The sequence below is a fragment of the Anaerocolumna cellulosilytica genome, from assembly GCF_014218335.1.
Lineage (GTDB): Bacteria > Bacillota > Clostridia > Lachnospirales > Lachnospiraceae > Anaerocolumna > Anaerocolumna cellulosilytica.
Map to the genome: position 1 here is coordinate 1656374 of NZ_AP023367.1, position 24592 is coordinate 1680965.

Sequence of the window (24592 nt, forward strand, 5' to 3'; positions counted from 1 at the left end):
GAGGAGATGAAGTATGTATCAGGTAATCACAGTAGATGACGAACTCGTAATCCGTAGTGGTATTACGAATTTCATCAATTCCGAATTTGAAGATTTTGAAGTATTGCACAGTTTCAGTGATGGAGCGGAAGCTATTGAGTTTATAAAAGCAAATGATATAGATATAATTATTTCTGATATTCGGATGAACCATGTGTCAGGAATAGAACTTGCAAAATACATCTTTGAACATAAACCTTATATTAAAGTGATTTTACTCAGTGGTTACCGAGAATTTGAATATGCCAGATCTGCCCTCCAATATGGCGTAAAAAATTATATCTTAAAACCTACTAACTTTTCGGAGTTTAGAGAAATACTATTTAAGCTGAAGCTGGAATTAGACCAAAGACAGGTTAAAAAAGACCAGGTATTATTTATGGATAAAATTAAGTTATTCTATTCTAATATTTTATCCGGTAAGAAACAGGAAGCGGCAGATACCTTACTGTCTGTATTAGAGGATGTGAAAGACAATTCTTACGCGAATATAGGACAATACATATATGATTTATATGAAATTATTCTTGATAAACTAAATCTATACTTAAAGCTTCAGTTAAGTATTGACAAATTTAATCTAAAACAGCTGCTATCGCAAAACAGTGTGCAGAGTTTAACATATATCGCACTGGATATTCTGGATCGGATTTCAGGTCTGCTATTAAACGAAGAAGAAGCTTCCAATGAATTTCTGCTGCAGGATATCAAGGAATACATGAATGAGCATCTCCATGAGGATATATCCCTACAGGATGTTGCCGATAAGATGTTCTTTAGTACGGTTTATTTCAGCCGTTTCTTTAAAAAGCAAACGGGTGAGACCTTCAGCAATTATCTGCTTCGCATTCGGATGGAGCAGGCCGTTAAACTGCTGGAGAAAAACCTTAAGGTTACGGAAATCAGTGAAGCCTGCGGATACCATGATTCCAGTTATTTTACACGTATTTTTAAGGAATATTATAAATACACTCCCAAGGATTATGCCAGAAGGTTTATGAGCTGTAAGTAGGATACCAGGGGGAACATAATATGAAGAAAAAGAACAACATATGGTCTTATATAAAAAACTATAAGTTCAACAGCATGTTTATCCGTACATTCCTGCTGGTTTTTATTATGTTCTCCATTCCCTTTTTTCTTCTCAATGATTTATATTATAGAGACGTAGAGCGTATCGCGAAAGATGAAATTATTATGGAGAATAACTCGTTACTCTATGGGGTAAGGGATATTTCAGATACCATACTAAGTGATTGCGATATGCTCTGCACCTATATATCTTATAATGACAATGTACAGATGTTTATGGTAAATGACTGGTTTACGGATCTTAACAGTAAATCCATGAAGGAATTCACACAGTTGGTAAAAGCAATTCCTTTGATTTATAAGTACATAGACTCTATCTATGTGTACTCAGAGTACAACAATTCCGTATATATTGGTGAAAGAAAGAGCCCACTGAAGGAACTGAAGGATATTTCATGGCTTGAGGAGTACAACAAGCTGGAGGATGTCTCCGGCCGTACGATATCAAGGCTTAAGAATAATAACTATCCCAAAATAATTTCTATTATTAAACCAATTATCATGGATCATGAAAAAAAAGGTGCGGTTATATTAAATATTAACAGTGAGAAACTCCATAATATTATTACCACAGAAAAATATCAGAATCAAAGCAAAATTTACCTCTACAATGACAGCGGCAATATCATAATGTCCAGTGAGGAAAAGCAGTTTGGTAACGAAATTAAAGAAATCTCTTACTTAAAAGATATAGTAGAAAGTGGTAATGAGGCTTCTGTGATAAAAAATATTGATGGGATGGATTCAGTTATTTCTATAACACCATCTGCTAAGTTTGGTTTTACCTATATCAGTATTACTTCTATGTTTCATTACCAGAATAAATTAAATCAGTTAAAATCACAGATACTGCTGCTTATTATACTATTAGTTGTTCTGAGTATAGTATTTGCTTATTTTGCTGCAATCAGAAGCTACAAGCCTGTTGCTGAGATTATTACGGTGTTGGAGGAACCCCAGAAGTTTAATAATTACAGTGATCCCGCGAAAGCCAGGCTGAATGAGCTTAGATATATTATAAGCACTATTTTAAAGCAGATTCAGGCAAATGAGATTATGAAGGATGAACTGGAGAGTAAATTAAAACTGCTGGATCAGTCACAATTTGCTATGCTGCAATCTCAGATTAATCCTCATTTTCTCTATAATACACTGGAAACCATTAACTGGATGGCTTTTGACTTAACCAAAAGTGAAAATAATGTATCCAAGGCCGTGAACAGCCTGGCACAGTTGTTTCGAAACAATGTATATCTGGGAGATTACATCATTCCCATAGAACAAGAAATTGATAATACAAAAAATTACCTGGATATTCTGGAACTAAGATACGGGGATATTTTTAAGGTCATATGGGACATCGATGAAGGGATAAAAAACTATTCAATTATAAAGATATGTCTTCAACCAATCATAGAAAATGCAGTATATCATGGGCTAAAGCCAAAGGGCAGAGAAGGGCTATTAAAAATCTGTGGGGAGCTAAGTACAGATAAAAATATACACTTTTGTGTAAGGGATAATGGAGTTGGAATGAATTCCATTCATTTGGCTGAAATGAACCGTAAGTTAAACGATAGAGAGAACCAGATGGAAGACCACATCGGAATCTATAATGTCAATCAAAGAATTAAAATTGTTTTTGGTGAAGAGTATGGAGTGAGCATTAAATCAGAGGAACATCAGGGCACGGAAGTTTTTATAAAAATCCCATTGGTTCATCTCCATTAATATATAAAGTATGAATTGAATATTCAATATACTACAAAAGGCCATCGTGGAGTTAATGCTTCACAGTGGCTTTTTGCTTTTAGAGGTAAAATATTATTTTAGTTTGACTGCTGATAAAGGACAAAATATGGCAGTATGGTCGGAATGTTCTAAGACATACCAATGAATTATCTGCTAGGCATAATCAATTTGGCATGTTATGATATAGAATATTACTTGTTTTACTATTAAAAAATGGGAGGTATATATGATAAAAGCGGTATTTTCAGATTTTTACGGAACAATTGTTCATGAAAATGGTCCGAAATCTTTTGAGGTCATTAAGCGAGTGTTTAATAATAGTACTGCAACAAAGCCGGAAGAAGTTATAGAATATTGGTGGAAGACATTTCGTATGCAGTTAGAGGCGGCAAACGGGGAGGCTTATCGTTTGCAATATGACTTATCTTTGGAGAACTTTAAAGAACTAGTCTCACATTTTCAGTCCAGTGAGAATCCAAAGGAATTGTGCGATATGATGGTAGAACACTGGTGTAATCCTCCATTGTATGATGATACAAGATTGTTTATGGAAGATATACACCAAAAGCAATTGCCAATATATTTTGTAACCAATAGCGATGATTTATTTATTAAGGAAGCGGTTAAAAATCATCAATTAAAACCGGATGGCATCTTCACCAGTGAGCAGGCAAAATACTCAAAACCTAGAAAGGAGATATTCCTGTATGCACTGGAAAAGGTTCATTTAAAGCCAGAAGAGGTGCTTCATATCGGAGATTCTATCGCCGGAGATATAAAATGCCCGGAATCCATTGGTATAAAGGCAATTTGGGTAAACAGAGAGAACAAACCGGTACCGGAAGGAATTACTGCCGCTGCCAATTTGATGGATATAAATAAAATGATAGAGTCAATTATGCGGACAAGTGTTGAAGGACTGAAGCAGTAAGCAAAACACTATCAACGATTGGTTAGAGTGCGTGCGAATGAGCGCAGATAGGAATATGAATGAAAAAACAAAATATTGATTTGGCTGATTTTATATCAAAAGGAAATGTCGAACATATGTATAAAGATAATTTTCTTTTTATGAAGACGAACCGTGCTATACCAACACGCCGGTTTGATAAGGAACATCTTTCAGTGAATTCATATATGTATCTTCCTTATCGATATAAATTACCTTTACGCATTGACCTGACAGTTAAGATTGACGCCCCTGGATTTTACTTACTATTCGGAAAGGGGCATATAAATTTTGGTACTCTAATTTCGGATAACCGGAGAATCGATGATATTGTGGCTCCCAGCAGAAAAACAGCTCTTTTTCATAACTATATGAAGATGGATGAGTTTACCGATATCTCAGTTTTATATGATTTAAATGAAATGCAGATATTAATAAATGGTGAGGAACGATACGATTCAAAGAAAGAAAAATATATGAAGGCCTCTGCCTTTGACCCAATGAATGCAGAAGGGTTTGAGTTTAAATTAGCCTGTGATAAGTTAGTTAATTTGTGTATAAAATCAGTCTGTATCACAGAATATGAGGATACCTGTAAAATTAACCATGAAGGAGAAGATAATCCTTCTGCCATTACCAGTAATTACATGAAGGAACCTGGTGAAAAGCTGACTTTTGAGAAGTATATCTCGTTGTTGCCAACACAGTTTCGTATCGATATTACTCATATGGATGCATATTTAAAATCACTAAAAGCAGTAAAAATGAAACGTATTTTAGAAAAGAACGGCAATAAAATAACATATGTATCCTCGGATTATGGTTTTTCTTATGCCATTCATTTAAGTAATGATGTATTCTATCACACCTTGCAATGGTATGTGATAACCAAGGGAAAGCCGGATACCTGGCACAGAAAAGCGGATATGATGGAGGAAACGCTAAGAAGACTTCGTGTAAAAATGCCGGAGTTTGCAGATCGTATGTTTTATAATTTAGAAGACTGTGTCGGGTGCTATAACCATTGTCTGGTGAAGACCAGATATCAGTTGCAGGACAAGCAAAAACATGCCTGTCACGGCAGGCTGCAATTTCAGATGAATACAGCCGGTTTTCAGGATGCACGTATTTTCATAGATGAAATCAACCAGATTGTTAAGGAAACCCCATAAACGGTTGTAAGGGGAGAGTATTAATTATATAAGATATATGAAGTAAAAAGAGACAGATATCACAGGAGTGGATGATATCTGTCCTTTTTACTTTCTGAGAAGCCATGATTGTTTAGAATTGAAAAAAGAAAAGTGCAAAAGCATGGATTTTTATAAGAAAAACAAGTATAATATAGTCCTTATTACCCAATTCAGCTATGATATTTATTCTTTCAGGCTAAGTAACAGCAGGTCTACTGTAGTAATAAAAATGATTAGGTTATAGACAGAAGGGAAAGTCAAAATGATATTTTCGAAACAGGAAAAGCAACGTTTATCAAAATTAGAACAGGAATACGAAAACAGCCTGTTAACAATAGAAAGCTTAAATGATAATTACAACAAAAGCAGAGAAATGCTGGATAGAAGAGAGCAGGAGATTAAACAACTTCAGCAAAAGATTACATTTTTTCAAGGTGAGATAGCCAAGTATAACGAAATTACTGTCGAAATAGAAGATTATGTTAACAAAAGAGAAGCTGAGATTTCAAACCTAAATAGTAATATAGCTGATTATGAATCGAAATTAAAATCAATTCTTGTAGAAAAGGAAAGCTTATCCAATATAATAAAAGATAAGCAGAAAATACATGCGGAGATTGAGGAACAATTACAGTCCATTGAAGGTATAAGAGCAGCGGAAAAAGAAAAATTAGAAGCCGGTGAAAATAAAATAAGTGAGTTAATAAAGTTATTAGAAGAGTCGGAAGCCATTTTTTTAGTAAAAGAAGGTGAAATATCAAAACTTACGGAACGTGTTAAGGAGTTAGAGGCAAAGCACGAAGAAAAGACGTCTATTATTAACAATAAGGTTAATCTTATTCTGGAGCTAGAGAAAGAGAAAAAACTACAACAAGAAGAATTGAAGAAAACCAAGGAACAGTTTGAGGAGATCAAGCTTGAGTCAGAACAAGTTAAGCAAAGTTTTGAGCAGGTCTCTTCACTGTTAAAGAAGGAGATGACGGAGCAAGCACAGGTAAAGAAAGAACTTCTTGATGTAATAGAGCAATTAAAAACAAAAGAGCTGGAATGTAATAATTTAACGGCGAACCTAACAAATCTTGAAAAAGAACTAGTTCAGGGAGAAGATGAAAAAAAGAAGATACGGAATGAGTTACAGCAAAGTACCTTAAGAAACGAAGAATTACAGCAGGAAAAAGCACAGCTTACCAAAGAACATAGTACCGTAGCTGCCAATTTAGAAGAGGAAAAGGTTAATAATCGGAGTTTAAGTACTTCCTTGGAGGAGATAAAACTACAATCTGATTACATAAAGCAGGAACTTGAATCAGCTTCTTCAGAACTCCATTTAAAAACGCAGGAACTTGCGACCCTCACCAGACAAAATGAAGATTTAAAAGCATCACATCAAATTACAATAGAGGAATTACAGTATCATACTCTGGAAAATGAAAATTTAACAGAAGAAAAGAAGGCATTGGCAACTACAATTACGAATCTTGAATGTCAGTTAAAAGATGTTTTACTTGAGAAGGAGCAGCTGCTAAAACAGAAGGAGAGTATAAGAAAGTCAGAAGAAGAATTAACATCAAAGCTTCTTGAATTTCAAGAGCTTGTAAAATTATCAGAAGAAGAAAGAATGGATGTTAAAAAAAGGTTAGACAGCACAATGAATGAGAATCAATTATTGCTAGAAGAGCAGGAACATATTATAAAACAGACAGATAGTAGGATTCTTACCTTAAAAGAGGAATGGCAAAAAGAAAAGTCAGAACAGCAGGAAAGACATAAGTTGGAGATTTCTAAAATAACCCAGCAGTGTGAATTGGACATAGAAAATATTACAGAACTTACCAGACAGGAAAAAGAAGAAATAAAGATTCTTTATGAGCAAGAGCTTGAAGAATATAAGAAACTGTCAGAACAAGAAAAAACAGAGATCAAACTCTACGCAGAGCAAGAGCTTGAGAAATGTAGGAAACTGTCAGAACAAGAGAAAATAGAGATAAAACTCTATGCAGAGCAGGAGCTTGAAGAGAATAAAAGACTTGCCATACAAAAACAGGAAGAACTACAAGAAAGTATCCATACTAAGTTGAAGGAGGTCAACCAAAAGCTAATACAAGCCGATAGAGAAAAGCAAAAGGTATTGGAAGAAAAAAAGGACATCAGCAGGAAGTCGGAGTATGAGATAAAGCAGTTAAAAGAACAGTTTCAACATGAAAAGGCAGAACTACATAATAATTATAAACAGGAAATATCTCAAATCATAGAACAAGAAAAACAAAATAAAGAGAAGTTAAGAGAGCTTACGAATCATGAAACGGAAGAAATAAAAGCACTTGCTAGGAAGGAATTGGAGGCGTTTAAGAAGGTTACAGACCGAGAGAAGGAAGAAATCAGAACACTTGGTAGGCTGGAATTAGAAGAGTATAAGAAGTTTGCAGAGCAAGAAAAAACAGAAATAAAGCTGGAAGCAGAACAAGAAATAGAAGCGTATAAGAAGCTTACTCTTCAAAAGCAGGATGAAATGATGGAGGATTTTGAAAATGAAAGATCACTCCTTCAAGAAAAGATGGCAGAAATAATAAATGAAAAAGGCCAACTACATAAGCATATTGAACGTAGTAATACAATGCAGCAACAGGCAGAGCAGAAAATACTTGAGTACGAATCAGACTTAAAAAGTAAAGAAGAGTCAATTAAGCAAAGAAAACAGCAGGTTTACCGACTGGAGCAAAAGTTATATAAACTTAATCAGGAAGATTCAAAGAAAGCTGCTGAAATTAGCCGGAGGCAGGAAGAATTCGACCGGAATCTTAAGGAGGTTGAATTGCTTTCTGATGAAGTTAAGAGGCTTAACTATTTGATACGACAGCATGAGTCAGAGATTCAGGAAGTAACAGCTGAAAAACAAGCCATATTGAATAAGATGAATCAGAAAGAGACTATACTAAATTCTGTTGAACTTGCCCTAGAAAAGCAAAAGGAAACTTCCATAGTGCAAGTCACTATGTTGGAAAAACAAAATAAAACGCTTAAAGAGCAGACCGATTTCATACAGCAATTGATTGACAAAAACGAAGAACTTCAACAAAGCAGTAATACCTTAGAAAATCAACTAGCCGATTTGAAGCAGAAGGAAAAAGAAGTCACTCAATTATCCAATGAACAATTAAATGATAAAATCAGGGTAATTGATGAATTAGAAACCCAACTTCTCGAATGTATGATTGCATTAGATAAATAAAATAGTAAAAATATAAAGATATAAAACAACAAAGTCTTTGCAAATTGCGGATTTGGCCGTAATGCAAAGACTTTTAAGGTATAAGCATCTAAAAATGAACAGTAGGAAGTAATACTGGAATTTTTTCTGCTTAAGATTTAAAAGGTACGAGATACTCTAATAAGTGTATTCTGAGGAGATATTTTTGCTTCCGGATACGTATGAAGGATTTTAAACTGTTTGTGATTTCTTATCAGTACAGAACAGGCAGTGTTGTAACCAGAAGTCTGAATTTCAGAGATATTAAAGGTTAAAAGTAATTTTCCACGGTGGAAACTGTCACCGATTTTTAAAGTGTTAGGAAAATACGAGTAGTCTAATAATTCCGTATGAATACCTACTTGTATCATTAACTCTAAGCCGTAAGTACTCTTTAAAAAAAGTGTGGAGCTGTTTTCTGATATATCTGTTATTACGCCGTCAAAAGGGGCATATAAAGCTCCAACATTTGGTACGATACCTACTCCTACTCCACATAGCGAGGTGTTTAAAATATCATCAGGAATATTAGTTTGCTCAATTGCAATGCCTTTTAAGGGAGAGTTAATCTGATAAATTGAACGTTTGGTTAATTTTGCTGATTTTTGCATATTTTGTTTCTCCTTTTCTGTCTTTTAATTTTAGGCAATTACGAAACGATAGGTCTAGAGGCTGGAAGTAGGCAAAATCACAAAAACAAAGGTGACTTTTCATTGCATCGGAACCTGTTTTTAGCGATTTCAACTGATTCTGACACATAAAATAATAGTTTCACAATTACCTATTTGATAAATTTATTGTCATATATTAAGAGGCAAAAGTCTTGTTTTTTTCAGAAGTTGAAATCTTGTTTCACAAATTGAAACGGCGGGAATGGACAATACTAGTAAAAAATGATAAATTTTAAGTAGGAAATACAATTAAATTAGAGAGCTATTGGGGGAGTACTATGAGCAGGTTGCCAATTTTACTTAGTAGCATGATGAATACAGTACCGGAAGACAGCATTAATTATGTGTTGGCTGAGGCAGTATTAAAGAAAATATATAAGAATGATTTCAAGGATGTTTCCGTAATATCTTTAGCGAAGGAATGTAATGTATCAAAGGCCAGTGTTAGCAGATTTTTCAGGACGTTAGGATATGATGATTATATGGATTTTAAGCTGGATTTACTTTATATGCAAAGAAATATGAAAAATGAATGGCGGCCTAATACATTTTATCCTAACATGAGTACAGCTAATATTAAGGAATCCTATCTACAGGCTGTAACAAACTCCATTCATCAGCTAGAGAAGAACATTGAAGAGAAAGACCTAAGAAGGGTTGCAAAATATATTAATGAATATCAGCATGTTGTATTAATGGGGCATATACAATCGGGTTATACAGCACTGGCAATGCAGCAGTATATTCAGAGCTCTGATAAAAGGGTGGAGGTTATCTTAAATCCAACCGAGCAAAAAGAATACTTTTTAAAAAATGAGGAAGCAGCTTTTGTAATTATTTTTTCGTCTGGTGGTCATTTTTTTGACCGATTTACGCCCAATTGGAATTTGCAAGTAAGCAGTAAGATACGAATCTGCGTCATCACAACAAACAGTCAGATAAAAGAGATTCCAGGTGTTGACCTATTTATTAACAGCCATACCACAGAACATTTTGCAGCAGGGAATATTAGTATGGAGTTCATTGCAAAATTAATAATTTTATACTATAAAAACACAAAATAAACCATTGTGATGGCATTGCATTGTATGATAGGAAGGGATAAAATGAAAATTATTATAGATAAGATTCATAACAAAGAAAGGAATGGTAGGCAGCTGCGAAAATGAAGCAAAAACTTATTTACATGTTAGGTAAAATAGTACAGTTTTGGACTCACGATTACGATGTCGTAACGTATAGTATTTGTGTTTACAGAGAATGTTTCTGCAAATGAACAGTAAGTAACCTTTTGACTGGTATCGACACATAAAATAACAGTTTCGCAATTGACAAACCTATTTACTTGTGCTATTATTGCTTAAAATAGTGAAAAGGCTATGAAGAGAAATAGTAAGTATACAATAAATTTCAGAGAGAAGATGGATGGTGAAAATCTTCATTTTAGTATATCGAAGCAGTCTCGGAGCTTTGAACCGAACAATTATTTGTCCCTAGGAAAAGTAGTTTAGTAGGCTTCAACGTATTCCCACGTTATAGGGGACGCGGTATGATAGTATCGTATGAGAGTGCAGAGATTCTTCTGAATTTAGGTGGTAACACGGATTGTATATTCGCCCTAAACGTTTCGACGTTTAGGGCTATTTTTTTTTCACTAATTTTAATACGCAGAAAGAAGGGCTATTTTTATGAGAAGTTTCGAAAAGTCAAGTAAACTGGACAATGTGTGTTATGATATTAGAGGGCCTGTCATGGATGAGGCCAATAAAATGATAGGGCAAGGAATGAATATATTAAAACTGAATATTGGCAATCCGGCACCTTTTGGTTTTCGAGCTCCAAAAGCACTGTTAGCAAGACTAAATGACAATTTAACAGAGACAGAAGGGTATTCAGATTCTAAGGGATTACTTTCAGCAAGAAAAGCTATCGTAAAATACTGTAATAAAAAGGGGATTGAAAATGTTACCATAGAGGATGTATATACAGGAAATGGCGTTAGTGAGCTGATTACGTTATCTATGCAGGGGCTTCTAAATTATGGGGATGAAATTCTAGTGCCTTCACCTGATTATCCTTTATGGACGGCATCAGTAACCTTAGCAGGAGGTAAGGCAGTACATTATGTCTGCGATGAAAGCAGCGAATGGTTTCCTGATATCAAGGATATTAAGAGCAAGATTACGGACAGAACAAAAGGAATTGTTGTCATTAATCCCAATAATCCTACAGGTACATTATATCCCAAAGCTATTCTAAATGAAATCGCAGAGCTTGCCCGCCAAAGCGGATTAATAATTTTTGCTGATGAAATCTATGACAGACTGGTTTTAGATGAATTAGAACACATCTCTATAGCTTCCCTTGCACCAGATCTTTTGACAGTGACCTTTAACGGACTTTCTAAATCCCATTTAATAGCAGGATATCGCTGTGGATGGATGAGCCTTTGCGGTAATAAGTCCTTTGCAAAAGGCTACGTGGAAGGCATTAATTTATTATCTTCCATGAGGCTGTGTTCCAATGTTCCGGCTCAGTCAGTCATAGAAATAGCATTGGAAATGGAAGAAGAAACAAAAAGCCTGCTGTTACCGGGGGGCAGGATATATGACCAGAGGGAATACATATATAAGGCATTGAATGAAATCCCCGGCATCTCAGTTGTAAAGCCGAAAGCGGCATTTTATATGTTCCCCAAAATAGACGTTGAAAAGTTTAATATATCCAGTGATGAACAATTTGTTCTAGACTTTTTAAAAGACAAGAAGATTCTACTGACACATGGAGGTGGTTTCCATTGGGGGAAACCAGATCATTTCAGAGTGGTTTTCCTGCCTGAATTAGTAGAATTAAAGAAGGCATGCACTGCGTTGGCAGATTTTATGTCATATTACAGACAAAAATAAATATTATATAAATTTTCATTGCATTATTAATATTTATGCCTATAATAATACATAAATATACAATCAAAAGTTATTGATATTGTATTGAAAAAAAGGTTAAAATCAGGAGGTGTATGTATGCATTACATACCGGAAGGTTATAAAAGCAAAACAAAGTTAAGAGAAACAGAAATAGCGATTAAACTCATTAAGGATTATTTTGAAACGAATCTGGCAGCTAAGTTAAATCTAACCAGAGTTTCTGCACCTTTATTTGTTCGTCCTGAAACAGGATTAAATGACAATTTAAACGGTGTTGAACGCCCGGTTTCATTCTCTGGTATCGGTACACAGAGCAGAATTTGTGAGATAGTTCAGTCACTTGCGAAATGGAAAAGGATGGCGCTGAAACGATATAATTTTTTAGTTGGTGAAGGATTGTACACAGATATGAATGCTATCAGATGTGATGAGACACTAGACAATATCCATTCCATCTATGTTGACCAATGGGATTGGGAAAAAGTAATATTAGAAAAAGACAGAACCATTGAAACATTAAAAAATACTGTTAATAAAATTTATGAGGTATTTTTAGAAACAGAAAAGTATGTCTGTAGTAAATTTGCTGCTTTTGAAGCTAAATTACCGAAAGAAGTGACCTTTATTACCAGCCAGGAACTTATGGATTTATATCCTGAACTTTCTGCAAAAGACAGAGAAAAAGCTTTTGTAAAAGAAAAGGAAGCTATTTTTATTATGCAGATAGGTGATAAACTGAGTAACGGCCAAAGGCATGACGGACGTTCGCCAGATTATGATGACTGGAATTTAAATGGGGATTTAATTTTGTATCATCATCTTTTGGACATAGCCTTTGAAGTATCCTCTATGGGAATACGTGTTGATGCAGAGGCCATGAACAGACAGTTAACAGAGGCAGATGCCGATAATCGAAGAACATTGCCGTATCATCAGGATATTTTAAATAACCGGTTACCATTCACTATAGGAGGGGGAATCGGTCAGTCCAGAATATGTATGTACTTCATGGACAAGGTACATATCGGAGAAGTACAGGCTTCTGTATGGGAAGATGATATGTTAGATTATATGGCGGAAAGAGATGTTGAAATTCTTTAGGAAGATTTTGATGTAGAAAGATATCGTTCGATTACTAACAGGAGGGTATTTCATTTTGAAAGAGTATATGAGCTACACTGGAAGTTGTAAAAGGTGTATGTACCCGAACCCTTTTTAAGGGAGATTTTCAAATTACCGATAGAACACAATACGGTACCCTCTAATACTGTCATGAATTCGACCTCTTTGTGCCAATGCCAATCAATGATATGGTTTTCGAATAAGAGAATATCTTCATAATAGTACTTAAAGGGAAATGAAACTGTCCCATGTGGAATAAGTTCCATCAGTGACTCATCTGTTATGATTTTTGTATTTTGCACGGCTTTCTGACTCCTTTGGTCATTTTGCTATATTGTATCATAAATTGACTTTATACTGCAAGACCGGATGATGGTTTGTGTGTTATGATATATGAAGAATTCAGGAGGACAAAATATTGAATAAGAACTATACAAAAACTGTACATACCTGTTTTATTGGATATATTGTACAAGCCATTATAAATAACTTTGTACCCCTTTTGTTTCTTACGCTACAGTCAGAGTATAATATTTCTTTAAGCAAAATAACCATGCTTGTAACAATTAATTTTGGTATACAGCTTGTTGTTGATTTGCTTTTTGCAGGATTTATTGATAAGCTGGGATATCGTGTGTCCATTGTGCTGGCACATATTTTAGCAGCTGGGGGACTGATTTCGCTTACTGTATTACCGGGGCTATTTGCAGATTCCTTTACTGGGCTTTTAGCAGCCGTTATAATTTACGCTATTGGCGGTGGTTTACTTGAAGTACTTGTAAGTCCTATTGTAGAAGCTTGTCCTACAGATAATAAGGAAAAGACCATGAGTATGCTGCATTCCTTTTATTGCTGGGGGCATGTTGGAGTTGTACTGCTATCGACCTTGTTTTTTAGTCTTTTTGGGTTGCAAAACTGGAAGCTACTCGCCTTGGTGTGGTCAATGATACCCATTTTTAATGCATTCATGTTTGGGAGAGTTCCTATAGCGCCCTTGGTATCAGAAGGACAGGAAGGAATGAGATTTAGCGTACTTATAAGGAATAAGATTTTTTGGCTATTTATGCTGCTAATGGTATGTGCGGGAGCAAGTGAACAAGCGGTTAGTCAGTGGGCTTCAGCTTTTGCAGAGCAGGGGCTTGGTATAAGTAAAACCATGGGAGATTTGGCCGGGCCTATGATGTTTGCAGTCATGATGGGATTGTCTAGATTAATTTATGGGAAATATGGTGAAAACATTAATCTGCAAAAATTTATGTTGTATAGCGGGGTGCTTTGTGTCTGCGCATATCTGATTATTTCTCTATCGCAATCGCCTGTTTTGGGTCTGATTGGATGCGGATTATGTGGATTATCAGTGGGAATACTATGGCCGGGTGTATTTAGCATGGCAGCGGCAGCAGTTAGAGGCGGAGGGACAGCAATGTTTGCATTTCTTGCACTTGCAGGAGATTTAGGATGTTCCGGGGGACCTACTCTTGTGGGCATGGTATCGGGCACTTTTAATAATAACCTAAAGGTTGGTATACTGGCAGCGATAGTGTTCCCAGTCATTCTTATCGCAGGACTTACAATTAAGAAGAAAGTGGAGATTCTTTCAAACACATTTTAAAAAACATATACATCATGGTTTCTTTTAACATTCTATCGACAGGTATTTTTTATACCGGTTGTAGATAGGTTAACATAAACCAGGGTGTTTTTATTATTTGTTAAAATAAATTACTACTAGTATCATACTTTTAGACTGCTTTATGAGGGCGATGTTTCATTGACAAAAAATTGAGTTTATCCTAAAATTATAACAAGCAGATATAAAATCTAAGAAGGCAATTTCAGGGGGGGATTACATATGAACAGCTCAAATAAAGAAGACAGTAAGATAAGTCATACGCATATAGGAGAGGATGGCAGAGAGTATACTCACAGTCATGCGGAGAGTCATTCTCATAGTCATACCCACAATCACCAGCATCAAAATACGAAGTTAGTAATCAACCGACTATCCCGTGCCTGCGGACATCTGGAATCCGTAAAACGCATGGTAATGGATGGAAAGGATTGCAGTGAAGTCTTAATACAGTTATCAGCAGTAATTGCAGCTTTAAATAATACAGGTAAAGTCATTATTAAGGATCATATAGAGCATTGTATTGTGGATGCAGTGGAATCAGGTGATAGAGAAGCAATTGAAAAATTAAATAACGCCATTGACAAATTCATAAAATAATTCATAAGAAATCTATAAACGTCCTCTGGGGTGGCTTGTGCACCTGTTTTTCCTCCTTTATACTTTTATTATTCAGAAAGAGATAAAGCTTAAGGGGATAATAATGCATTGAAAATAAATGGATTCGTTTTGCAGTATTCGTTTTAGTGACAGCCTTTATCCTGTAAAAACAGTGCATGTTTTTCATAAAAGTTGTTAAATAATGGAGGATATATAACGGAAAGTTGTAGATTATAATCATTTGAATGAAAATGATAATTTTTATCAATTAAAAAATCAATGTGATGATACTTGTGTACAAGCCTATATTTTATTTAATTTATAGGTGTTTTACAGTTTTATGTGAAGCTAAAAATCACATATGCAGACTATGTGATGCTAAAAACCAAAAGGGGAGCACTTGACAGAAAGGGATACGGGTGATAAGCTGTTTGAGTTAGATTGCACTAACATGGAACAAATGAAAGAAATTCTTTAAGAAAAGAGGAGCCTAACTATGAAACTAAAAAAAATAAGTGTTATGATGGCTGTTATTTTATCAGTATTCTTAACAGCGTGTTCTAATACTAAAACAAATTCATCGGGGAATGAAAGTACACCTGTTGGAGAAAAAACAACAGAAACACCTTCTGTGGAGGAAGGAGAAACATCAGCAGAATATCCAATCACTATAAAGCATGCTTTTGGTGAGACTGTGATTGAGAGTAAACCGGAAAGAATTGCAACTATTTCCTGGGGAAATCAGGACGTACCTTTGGCGTTAGGAGTAATACCTGTAGGTATTTCGGAAGCAAATTATGGTGTGACTGATGGCAGCAGATTATTGCCTTGGACAGCAGAAGGTTTTAAGACACTAGGTGTGGAAAATCCGGTGCTTTTTAGTGATACTGATGGGTTAGATTATGAAGCAATCAGTGATTCACAGCCGGATGTAATACTTGCGGCATACTCAGGAATTACACAGGATGAATATAATTTATTAAGCGAAATTGCACCAGTAGTTGCCTATCCTACTCTTGCATGGCAGACTTTATGGCGTGACCAGATTGTTATGGACGCTACAGGAATGGGCATGAAGTTTGACGGAGAAGTGTTGGTGGCAGAACTTGAACAGTTGATTGGTGATGAAGTAGCTGCATACCCTCAGATAGCAGGAAAGAGTGCAGCATTCTTTTATTTTAATCCTTCTGATTTGGGTAAATTCTATATTTACCTTCCTACAGATCCTCGTGCTGCTTATTTAACTGATTTAGGATTAAAGGTACCTGAGAGTGTATTAGAAATGGAAAAAACGTCTGACAGCTTCGCACTTGAAATAAGTGCTGAAAATGTTGATGTTCTGGATGATATAGATATTATCATTGCTTATGGAGATGCGGCATTAATGGAAAGTCTACAGGCTGATTCTCTTGTAGGAACGATTCCGGCAGTACAAAGAGGTTCAGTAGTGCTGATTCAAGATGGTACACCGTTAGCAGCATCGAGTACTCCAAGTGCTCTTTCTATCCCTGCAACCATTGAAGAGTATCTGAGTTTAATCGGAGAGGCAGCTGATAAGGTAAAATGAAAATAAAGAAGATATTGATACTGATAATTGCCGGTGTTATAGGTATTGTTTTGAGTGTATTTGCATCACTGGCTCTTGGTTCACGTAATGTAGGGCTCAGAGAGGTCATAGATGCTTTATTTAATGGAAGTAGTGAGTCCTTTAATGCACTGGTAGTCCGTGAACGTATTCCAAGAACTGTATTTAGTATCATTGCCGGAGCTTCCCTTGGTGTCTCCGGTGCTTTGATGCAGGCGATTACTCGTAATCCCGTTGCAGACCCAAGTATTCTGGGAGTCAACACAGGAGCGTCCTTGTTTGTGGTAAGTGGAATTGCATTTTTCCAAATTAATACTGCCGGTGAATATATATGGTTTGCATTAGCAGGAGCAGCATTGACAGCAGTTTTTGTGTACCGGATAGGTTCTATGGGTTATGGAGGTGCTACCCCTATAAAACTTGCTTTGGCAGGTGCTGCAACGAGTGTTGCCCTGTCTTCACTGGTAAGTGCGGTGATTCTTCCAAGAACAGATGTTATGAATGCTTTTCGTTTCTGGCAGGTAGGAAGTGTTGGTGGTGCAACCTGGGATGGAATTCTTAAGGTTTCTCCGTTCCTTCTGGTTGGTTTAGTAATGGGAATATTAGCAGCACCTGCTTTAAACGCCCTGGCTTTAGGGGATGATGTAGCAACCGGACTAGGTGTAAAAACAGGAATGGTCAGAATAGTAGGTGCATTGGCAGGAGTACTGCTCTGTGGAGCTACGACAGCTTTAGCCGGACCTATTGGTTTTGTGGGATTAATGATTCCTCATATGATAAGGTTGGTTTGCGGACCTAATATGAGATATATAATTCCTATGTCTGCTGTAGGCGGAGCCATACTTTTAACGATTTCAGACGTTATAGGAAGACTCATTGGAAATCCCGGAGAACTTGAAGCAGGAATTGTGACGGCATTTTTAGGAGCACCGATTCTGATAATGATTGCTATGAGAGCGAAGGTGCGTGCATTATGACAAATAGAAAAACAAATATTGTAACCGAAGGTTTTATGCGCAGAAAAATCCGTTATATGACGGTAATTATTACATTAGCCGTTCTAACACTTATTCTATGTATAAGTCAGCTTTATCTTGGAAATACCAGATACTCACTGGAGGTGATGATCAGAGTTCTCTTAGGTGAAGATATAAAAGGTGCCACATTTGCTATCAAAACCTTGCGTCTGCCAAGGATGCTGTCGGGTCTTCTTGCAGGAATGGCCTTTGGAATGGCAGGAAATACATTTCAGACCATGCTTAGAAATCCTCTGGCAAGCCCGGATATTATAGGCGTAACTTCCGGTTCCAGTGTGGCGGCAGTTTTTTGTATTCTTGTGTTAAATGTAAGCGGTAATATTGTTTCTGTAGCAGCAGTAGCAGCAGGACTTACAGTGGCATTCTTAATATATGTTCTGTCCAGAGGAGGCAGTTTTTCTGGGGGAAGACTGATTCTGATTGGTATTGGAATACAGGCAATGTTAAATGCAGTAATTTCATATTTATTGCTTCGGGCAAACCAGTATGATGTACCGGCAGCCCTCAGGTGGCTTAGCGGCAGTTTAAACGGAATGCAGATGAAAGATATTCCGGGACTTTTTATTGCGGTTCTGGTGTTTGGATGCGCTTTAATTGTACTTGGCAGACATTTAAAGGTGCTTGAACTGGGCGAACAGTCTGCTATTACACTGGGACTCAGGACTGACCGGACTAGAATGCTTTTAGTATTATGTGCTGTCTTTTTAATTGCTTATGCAACGGCAGTAACAGGGCCTATCGCCTGTGTTGCCTTCCTGGCAGGACCAATAGCCGCCAGATTGGCGGGTGCAGGCTATTCCAATATATTGCCTGCCGGTTTAACAGGGGCAGCCATGGTATTGCTAGCAGATGTTATAGGGCAATATGCTTTTGATATACGTTTTCCGGTAGGCATTATTACAGGAATTCTTGGAGCGCCTTACCTATTATATTTATTAATACGCATGAATCGAACCGGAGGTACAGCATGAAACAAACACCATTATTTTCGGCTAGCAATGTAGTTGCCGGGTATGATAAAAAAATCATTATTAATAATATTGATGTGGTGATTCCAACCAATAAAATCAGTGTAATCATCGGGGCTAACGCATGTGGTAAATCCACGTTATTGAAAACACTTGCACGGTTGATAAAGCCGATATCAGGACAGGTTGTTCTGGATGGCAAACAAATCAGTGATATCCAGCCAAAGCAATTAGCAAGGACATTAGGTTTACTTCCTCAGTCTCCTGTGGTTCCGGAGGGTATCACGGTTTCTGACCTTGTTTCCAGAGGTCGATATCCTTATCAGACCTTTTTAAAAGGTTTGGAAAAAAAGGATTATGAGGCAGTGGAAGAAGCCTTGGATATTATGGGAATTACAGAACTTGCAAACCGCAGTGTAGATGAGCTGTCGGGAGGACAGAGACAGCGGGTGTGGATTGCAATGGCTCTTGCCCAGCAAACCGATATTCTGCTTTTGGATGAACCAACCACATTTTTAGATATTACTTATCAGGTTGAAATTCTGGATTTACTGACTGATTTAAACCGGAAGAGGGGTACAACTATTGTTATGGTTCTCCATGATATTAATTTATCTGCCAGATATGCAGATTATATATTTGCTGTACAAAAAGGAAATTTGATTGCTCAGGGGGCACCTTTTGAGGTTATTACAGAAGGGTTAATGAAGCAAGTATTCGGACTGGACTGTACAGTAATAAGTGACCCGGTTTCTGGCTCACCGTTTATTGTACCTAAGGGAAGATATCATGTCAGAGAAGATAAAATTAATAAGGGATAAAATCAATAGAAGGGTTGAAGAGATTTCAAGCAAATAATATTAGAATAGATAGCAGTTATCATTAGATGTAAAATACTCAGATATCATAAGAGCAGGTTCCATATCAAGACAGATTGGTATGGGACTTTTTCGTATTAATATTTGAAAATTTAATCTATAGTAAAATTCTCCGTCAAGAATTTACATCTACGGGTTTGTAATGATACCCTTATTCTTAACGGAGAATATAAAACATTTAATGGTATTAGAGTGGGGTTATTTGTGATAGTAACGCATCTGTGACCAGAAGTGTTAAGTAAGCATTAGTGAGATGAATACTGCTCCTGATACCAACGGATGATTTTACCTGCAATGCTGAAAGAAGATGGGATTTCCGGCAGATTATCTGCGTGAAACCATGCGGCTTCTGTAATTTCGTTCCCATCTACCGTAATTTCACCACTTTCATAATCTGCAAGAAAAGCTATCATTAGTGAATCCGGAAAAGGCCATGGTTGACTGTTAAAATACCGGATATTGTTTACTTTTATCCCTATTTCTTCACGAATTTCCCGTGCAACACACGCCTCTAGGGTTTCACCTGGTTCAACAAATCCAGCTATTAAACTGTGCATCTTACCCTTGAAGTTTCGATTGTGGGCAAGTAAAATCTCATCACCACGGAAGATAGCAGTTATAATAGCTGGTGAAATACGTGGATATATCACAGTATTACAAGAAGGGCAGAGTTTAGCTCTTTCATCTTCTTTGTCTATGGTTTTGTGTCCGCAGCAGCCGCAATACCGATTCGAATGGCTCCAATGTAGAATATGGTTCGCTGTCCCTGCAAGTATAAAAAGCTCTGTGTCATCAGTTAAGGAGGGGATACTCCTGACATCGACAAATTCGTAATCAGAGGGTATATCGGAAACGGTATCATCTTGTATACAGAGGCATTCTTCGCCCTTGTAGGTGCCAACGGATTCGCTGTGTTCTGTACCAGGTACTATGCTGTCTAATTCATTAGCTTTAGGAATTCGGTATTCATTTTCTATCTTTTGTAATAGTAATTTTCCTTTAGAAAAAAAAAGTTTCATCATTATGTTCACTACTTTCTTTGCGTTGATAATAGATTTAGTCTATTATACACAGTATTATCTGAAAAGTCGATATGCATTATTTTAAATTGAAGCGGCACAAGGTATCTCATGTCATTTAAGATAAAAGGTGAAGGATGAAACGATAGAGTATGCTAAAAATACAATAACCACTTTGCACAAAACCTATTCTTTCTTCATATCATAAATGTAAACATGATAGGGGAAAATAAAATGCTCCCAATACGTGACTTTGTTCAACAATCATTAGAATTACACCTATTTTTTGGAAGAATAATGAAAGAACATTCCTTTTTCCTTGAAATAGGATTTACTCCAAGAGACAGTAATTTTATGGACCAGGCAGATATTTTTAGAAGAGAATTCGACAGACTGTTGTGGGATGTGGTTAAGGCTTCGAGTGGTGTGGTAAGTCAGGAATTTTTACAAGCAGGAGAGGCTTTTACCCAATACACCGCAAATGCCGAGATGGCCTCCGCTTATTTTACTGGAATAGACATACCAATTGATATTACCAATGCGGAAATAAATTTAATGAGCGGTGAAAGTGGCTCCATTCATAAAAAACTGGAAGAGACTGTTTATGAAATAAATGAAAGAGCGATTGAATTAATCGGGGCGTTGATACAATTTAAGGCCACAATCTTATCTAGTGTGTTAAATTGCAATATGTTTACAGTGAACTATCCACTTTTGATTGACCACATTATGCGTGAAGCTAACCTATATTTGCAGATGGTAAAAAGTTTGCAGACCGGAGAAGATTTTGATAAGATTAGAGCAGCATTAGAGCAGGAATTATTCTGGAACAGAATTATGGGGGAACATGCCAAATTTATACGGGGATTACTTGACCCGACAGAAGAAGAATTGATTCAGACAGCGAATAATTTTGGAAATGAATTTGACCAGTTAGTTGAGGAAGCTAAGGCTGCTATGGATAATACGGTTCCGGTCTCAACAGTGACGGCTGACAGTATGGAAGCAACGATTGCCATAAGGGATTTTAAAGCCCAAGGAACAAAGGGAATACTGGAATGTAACGTTAAATCCATAATTATTCCCCTACTGGGTGATCATACCCTGCGTGAAGCAAACCATTATTTGAGATTGTTGGAGATGTTTCGATAGGACGAGAAGGAAGTTAAGTATTTATAAGTAGTAATCATTGGAAGCAGGAGAGGGCTTGTTAGTAAGTTTAATAAAGTTTATTCCTGTGACATAGGGGTGTGATACATTCTTAGGCAGATTTCAGTCATTTCATCGACGGTTTTTAAGGATTTAGACTGTATCCATTTGGTGAATACATTATATAAGGCACCTGCATTAAAATAGACCCGGTAAATGTTATTGTCAGACTTATCCCGGGCATGTTGCAGCATAATATCATTCATGCGGTCTAAGATGATATTATGAAACTGTGCATCCAATAGAGTAATATAAATATCCCGCTGCTTATATAAAACTTCAAAGAGTACTTGAATAAATTGTTTCGGAGCTTTTGCTTTTCCGGTTTTTTCATCGGTGTAAGGCAGAAGCTTTTGATTTATTTCGTATATTAAGGAATCCACTAAATCCACTAAAATATCCTGCTTTGAATTATAATTGCTATAATAGGCTGTTCTGGAGACACCTGCGCGCTTTACGATATCTGTAATGGTTATCTTTAAAAAAGGCTGTTCCTTGATTAACAGTATTAAAGCAGTGCAGATAGCTTCTCTGGTTAGGCGGTTTGTTTCTTTATTTGAGTAATGTTTACTAGTAGTAGGAATGAATAACTGATAATTTGACATGACATTTTCCTCCCTTTTGTACGTTATATGCCTTTGATGGTTGTTTTCCATTGTTTTTTATTACATTTATCAATATACTATAATTATTATGAGGTTACAAATGTAATGTCAAGTTATTTTTATTAATATAAGGAGTGTGTAAAAAATGTTCAATACATGGATGCAAGGAATCGTGGGTATTTTGTTTTTATTACTCGCATTCTGCAATAGCTTTTTTATTGGAAAGGAGATAGAAATTTCCACGGTCTCTTTAATAGTTTTAATACTAGTATTTAGTATCTCGCATTTTATATGTAAAAAACGTAACAGGCTGCATTGGGTTTATCTTGGTGGGATAGCAGCAGAGACATTGTTTTTATTTACGAATACTTTTTTTATACTGGCTCTTGGGACTGGATTATTGCTGGTTGCTGGTGCCTGGAATATATTTTCTTTACGAATTAATGCAAAAGGTGCAAAGCGTGTTCTGACGGTTTGCAAAATACTATTTGGTATCTTCACAGCATTAACTGGTATAATTATAGGTGTTAATCTGTATGTCAATCCAATCACTACGTCTATTCAGTTATCAGAGGATCGTAAGGTTATCATTGATGATGCCATATTAGCTACAGAAGCGGACATGCTAAAAGAAATTGAGATAATGAATTCCTTTGGGAGCCGTACCACAGGTTCAGAAGGACACAATCGTTTTATCCAGTGGCTAAAGCAACAGGTATCTGATATGGGGTATGAAGTATACCAAGATAACTATACCTTTGACCGTTGGGAGGCAGAAAAAAGTGCTCTATATATTAATAATCAGGAAATTTCGGTAGCTTCCCCGTTCCCTTATTCCGGTGAAACAGATAAAGATGGTGTTACGGGTGAATTAGTCTATATTAAAGCAGGAAATTACAACCAGGCAAAAGGAAAGATTGCTGTTGTTGAAATTAATAACACCAGGTCCATTCCCCTTGGTTTTGTAATGAATACACGCCGTTCTTTTCCTACAAAAAGCCATGTTATAAAAGGGGATGGAGACCTTGTTTTAACAACCGTGCTGCAAGACCCTGATTTAGCAAAAGCAAAGAAAGCAGGTGTTCAGGCAGTAATTCTTGTCTGGAAAGGAGCATCGGATGATAAGGTAAGCAATCAGTATCTTCCATTTACTACAGAATATGCGGGAATTCCCGCTGTATGGGTCAACGAGACAGAAGGGGAAAAAGTAATTGCATCTGCAAAAAGCCATCAGAAGGGTACGGTTATTTTAGAAGCCCAGGTACAAAAAGCAGTTCCTACGGATTCTTTTTATGTAGTGCTTGAGGGGAAAAAGAAAGAAGAAACCATAATTATTAATTCGCATACGGATGGTGTAAATGTTGTGGAAGAAAATGGGACCATTGGTATGCTTTCGATGCTTCGTTATTTACAACAGGAACGACCGGAACGCACTATGGTATTTGCTTTCATTACGGGACATTTCCGTTTACCGGAATTTAAAGGGACATCCCAGGCAACCTCCACATGGATGCAGGCACATCCTGAGCTTTGGGATGGTAAAGATGGACACAGGAAGGCCGTAGCAGGTATAACAGTTGAGCATTTGGGCAGTATGGAATGGAAAGATAATGAATACGGCGAATATTTGCCTACCGGCGATATTCAATCAGAGTATACCTACGCAGGTAATAAAACAATGGAAGCAATCTGGCTAAAAGCCATTCAGGACAGGCGTACAACACGCACTGTATTTTTACGGGGTCATAACAAATTTGAGTTCGGTGAAAGCCAGCCGCTTTTTGAAGCAGGAATTCCGGTTATCGGACTCATACCTATGCCGGACTATCTGATGACAGACAGCCAAAACCGGGAAATGGACAAATTCGATATTACATTGATGCATGAGCAGATTGAGTCCTTGTTAAAAGCAGCCATCATAATTGATAATACGTCAACGGCACAGCTTGGCAAGGCAGACAAATATTCCTTTTTTTATGGTAAGACAAAGTAACAATCGATACCGCTTGTAACTCTACGGAGCGTTTATTGCTAAACACACGGATATAATTATAATAATTATAGGGAGG

Annotated in this window: 20 protein-coding genes and 1 other annotated feature; of the genes, 16 read left to right on the forward strand and 4 right to left on the reverse strand. The window is 36.6% G+C overall.

All coding sequences use genetic code 11. The annotated features are described in order from the left end of the window. The first annotated feature begins 13 nt into the window (after positions 1 to 13). From acsn021_RS07215 to acsn021_RS07235, 5 genes are all read left to right on the forward strand, one after another. Entirely contained in the window at positions 14 to 1051 is a 1038-nt protein-coding gene (locus tag acsn021_RS07215; protein WP_184092536.1) for a response regulator, read from the forward strand. 20 nt (positions 1052 to 1071) lie between these two features. After that, the gene (locus acsn021_RS07220) at positions 1072 to 2862 is read left to right on the forward strand and encodes a sensor histidine kinase (RefSeq protein ID WP_184092537.1); all 1791 of its coding nucleotides are present in this window, start codon (positions 1072 to 1074) and stop codon (positions 2860 to 2862) included. Between the two features lie 247 nt (positions 2863 to 3109). Continuing rightward, positions 3110 to 3814, forward strand: a complete 705-nt coding sequence (locus acsn021_RS07225) for an HAD family hydrolase (protein ID WP_184092538.1) — start codon at positions 3110 to 3112, stop codon at positions 3812 to 3814. A 59-nt stretch (positions 3815 to 3873) separates the two neighbouring features. Next, positions 3874 to 5004: a hypothetical protein gene (locus acsn021_RS07230; protein ID WP_184092539.1), complete on the forward strand. Its 1131-nt coding sequence runs from the start codon at positions 3874 to 3876 to the stop codon at positions 5002 to 5004. Between the two features lie 283 nt (positions 5005 to 5287). Further along, positions 5288 to 8254, forward strand: coding sequence for a coiled-coil domain-containing protein (locus acsn021_RS07235; RefSeq protein ID WP_184092540.1), 2967 nt, complete (start codon positions 5288 to 5290; stop codon positions 8252 to 8254). A gap of 137 nt (positions 8255 to 8391) precedes the next feature. On the opposite strand, the gene acsn021_RS07240 is transcribed toward acsn021_RS07235, so the two are convergent. Then, positions 8392 to 8883, reverse strand: coding sequence for a PTS sugar transporter subunit IIA (locus acsn021_RS07240; RefSeq protein WP_184092541.1), 492 nt, complete (start codon positions 8881 to 8883; stop codon positions 8392 to 8394). 338 nt (positions 8884 to 9221) lie between these two features. Between acsn021_RS07240 and acsn021_RS07245 the strand changes: the two genes are divergently transcribed. The 3 genes from acsn021_RS07245 to asnA all read left to right on the forward strand — a co-directional run bounded on the left by acsn021_RS07245 (position 9222) and on the right by asnA (position 12971). After that, positions 9222 to 10007, forward strand: a complete 786-nt coding sequence (locus acsn021_RS07245; protein WP_184092542.1) for a MurR/RpiR family transcriptional regulator — start codon at positions 9222 to 9224, stop codon at positions 10005 to 10007. A 306-nt stretch (positions 10008 to 10313) separates the two neighbouring features. Further along, positions 10314 to 10567, forward strand: a binding site (T-box leader). 64 nt (positions 10568 to 10631) lie between these two features. Then, entirely contained in the window at positions 10632 to 11849 is a 1218-nt protein-coding gene (locus acsn021_RS07250) for an aminotransferase class I/II-fold pyridoxal phosphate-dependent enzyme (protein WP_184092543.1), read from the forward strand. A 117-nt stretch (positions 11850 to 11966) separates the two neighbouring features. Beyond that, a complete protein-coding gene (gene asnA, locus acsn021_RS07255) occupies positions 11967 to 12971 on the forward strand; it encodes an aspartate--ammonia ligase (RefSeq protein ID WP_184092544.1) in 1005 nt (334 codons plus the stop codon). 50 nt (positions 12972 to 13021) lie between these two features. Here the strand turns inward: asnA and acsn021_RS07260 are convergent, their stop codons facing one another. Beyond that, a complete protein-coding gene (locus acsn021_RS07260) occupies positions 13022 to 13294 on the reverse strand; it encodes a hypothetical protein (protein WP_184092545.1) in 273 nt (90 codons plus the stop codon). 116 nt (positions 13295 to 13410) lie between these two features. Between acsn021_RS07260 and acsn021_RS07265 the strand changes: the two genes are divergently transcribed. From acsn021_RS07265 to acsn021_RS07290, 6 genes are all read left to right on the forward strand, one after another. After that, positions 13411 to 14604, forward strand: a complete 1194-nt coding sequence (locus acsn021_RS07265) for an MFS transporter (protein WP_184092546.1) — start codon at positions 13411 to 13413, stop codon at positions 14602 to 14604. A 240-nt stretch (positions 14605 to 14844) separates the two neighbouring features. Then, positions 14845 to 15222: a metal-sensing transcriptional repressor gene (locus acsn021_RS07270; RefSeq protein ID WP_184092547.1), complete on the forward strand. Its 378-nt coding sequence runs from the start codon at positions 14845 to 14847 to the stop codon at positions 15220 to 15222. A gap of 496 nt (positions 15223 to 15718) precedes the next feature. Next, positions 15719 to 16789 carry an ABC transporter substrate-binding protein gene (locus tag acsn021_RS07275; protein WP_184092548.1) on the forward strand — a complete coding sequence of 357 codons (1071 nt, stop codon included), beginning with the start codon at positions 15719 to 15721 and terminating at the stop codon, positions 16787 to 16789. Beyond that, entirely contained in the window at positions 16786 to 17784 is a 999-nt protein-coding gene (locus tag acsn021_RS07280; RefSeq protein ID WP_184092549.1) for a FecCD family ABC transporter permease, read from the forward strand. The genes acsn021_RS07275 and acsn021_RS07280 overlap by 4 nt, the downstream gene beginning before the upstream one ends. Next, positions 17781 to 18815, forward strand: coding sequence for a FecCD family ABC transporter permease (locus acsn021_RS07285; protein ID WP_184092550.1), 1035 nt, complete (start codon positions 17781 to 17783; stop codon positions 18813 to 18815). Before acsn021_RS07280 ends, acsn021_RS07285 begins: the two co-directional genes overlap by 4 nt. After that, complete coding sequence (locus acsn021_RS07290) at positions 18812 to 19633, forward strand: ABC transporter ATP-binding protein (RefSeq protein WP_184092551.1); 822 nt, start codon at positions 18812 to 18814, stop codon at positions 19631 to 19633. The genes acsn021_RS07285 and acsn021_RS07290 overlap by 4 nt, the downstream gene beginning before the upstream one ends. Before the next feature lie 302 nt (positions 19634 to 19935). Here acsn021_RS07290 and nudC read toward each other — a convergent pair whose 3' ends face one another. Further along, entirely contained in the window at positions 19936 to 20712 is a 777-nt protein-coding gene (nudC, locus tag acsn021_RS07295) for an NAD(+) diphosphatase (RefSeq protein ID WP_184092552.1), read from the reverse strand. Between the two features lie 294 nt (positions 20713 to 21006). Between nudC and acsn021_RS07300 the strand changes: the two genes are divergently transcribed. Then, the gene (locus acsn021_RS07300) at positions 21007 to 21861 is read left to right on the forward strand and encodes a DUF2935 domain-containing protein (protein ID WP_334297377.1); all 855 of its coding nucleotides are present in this window, start codon (positions 21007 to 21009) and stop codon (positions 21859 to 21861) included. A gap of 77 nt (positions 21862 to 21938) precedes the next feature. Here acsn021_RS07300 and acsn021_RS07305 read toward each other — a convergent pair whose 3' ends face one another. After that, positions 21939 to 22523, reverse strand: coding sequence for a TetR/AcrR family transcriptional regulator (locus acsn021_RS07305; RefSeq protein ID WP_184092554.1), 585 nt, complete (start codon positions 22521 to 22523; stop codon positions 21939 to 21941). A gap of 145 nt (positions 22524 to 22668) precedes the next feature. Between acsn021_RS07305 and acsn021_RS07310 the strand changes: the two genes are divergently transcribed. Continuing rightward, positions 22669 to 24516, forward strand: coding sequence for a zinc-binding metallopeptidase family protein (locus tag acsn021_RS07310; RefSeq protein WP_184092555.1), 1848 nt, complete (start codon positions 22669 to 22671; stop codon positions 24514 to 24516). Positions 24517 to 24592 lie beyond the last annotated feature (76 nt).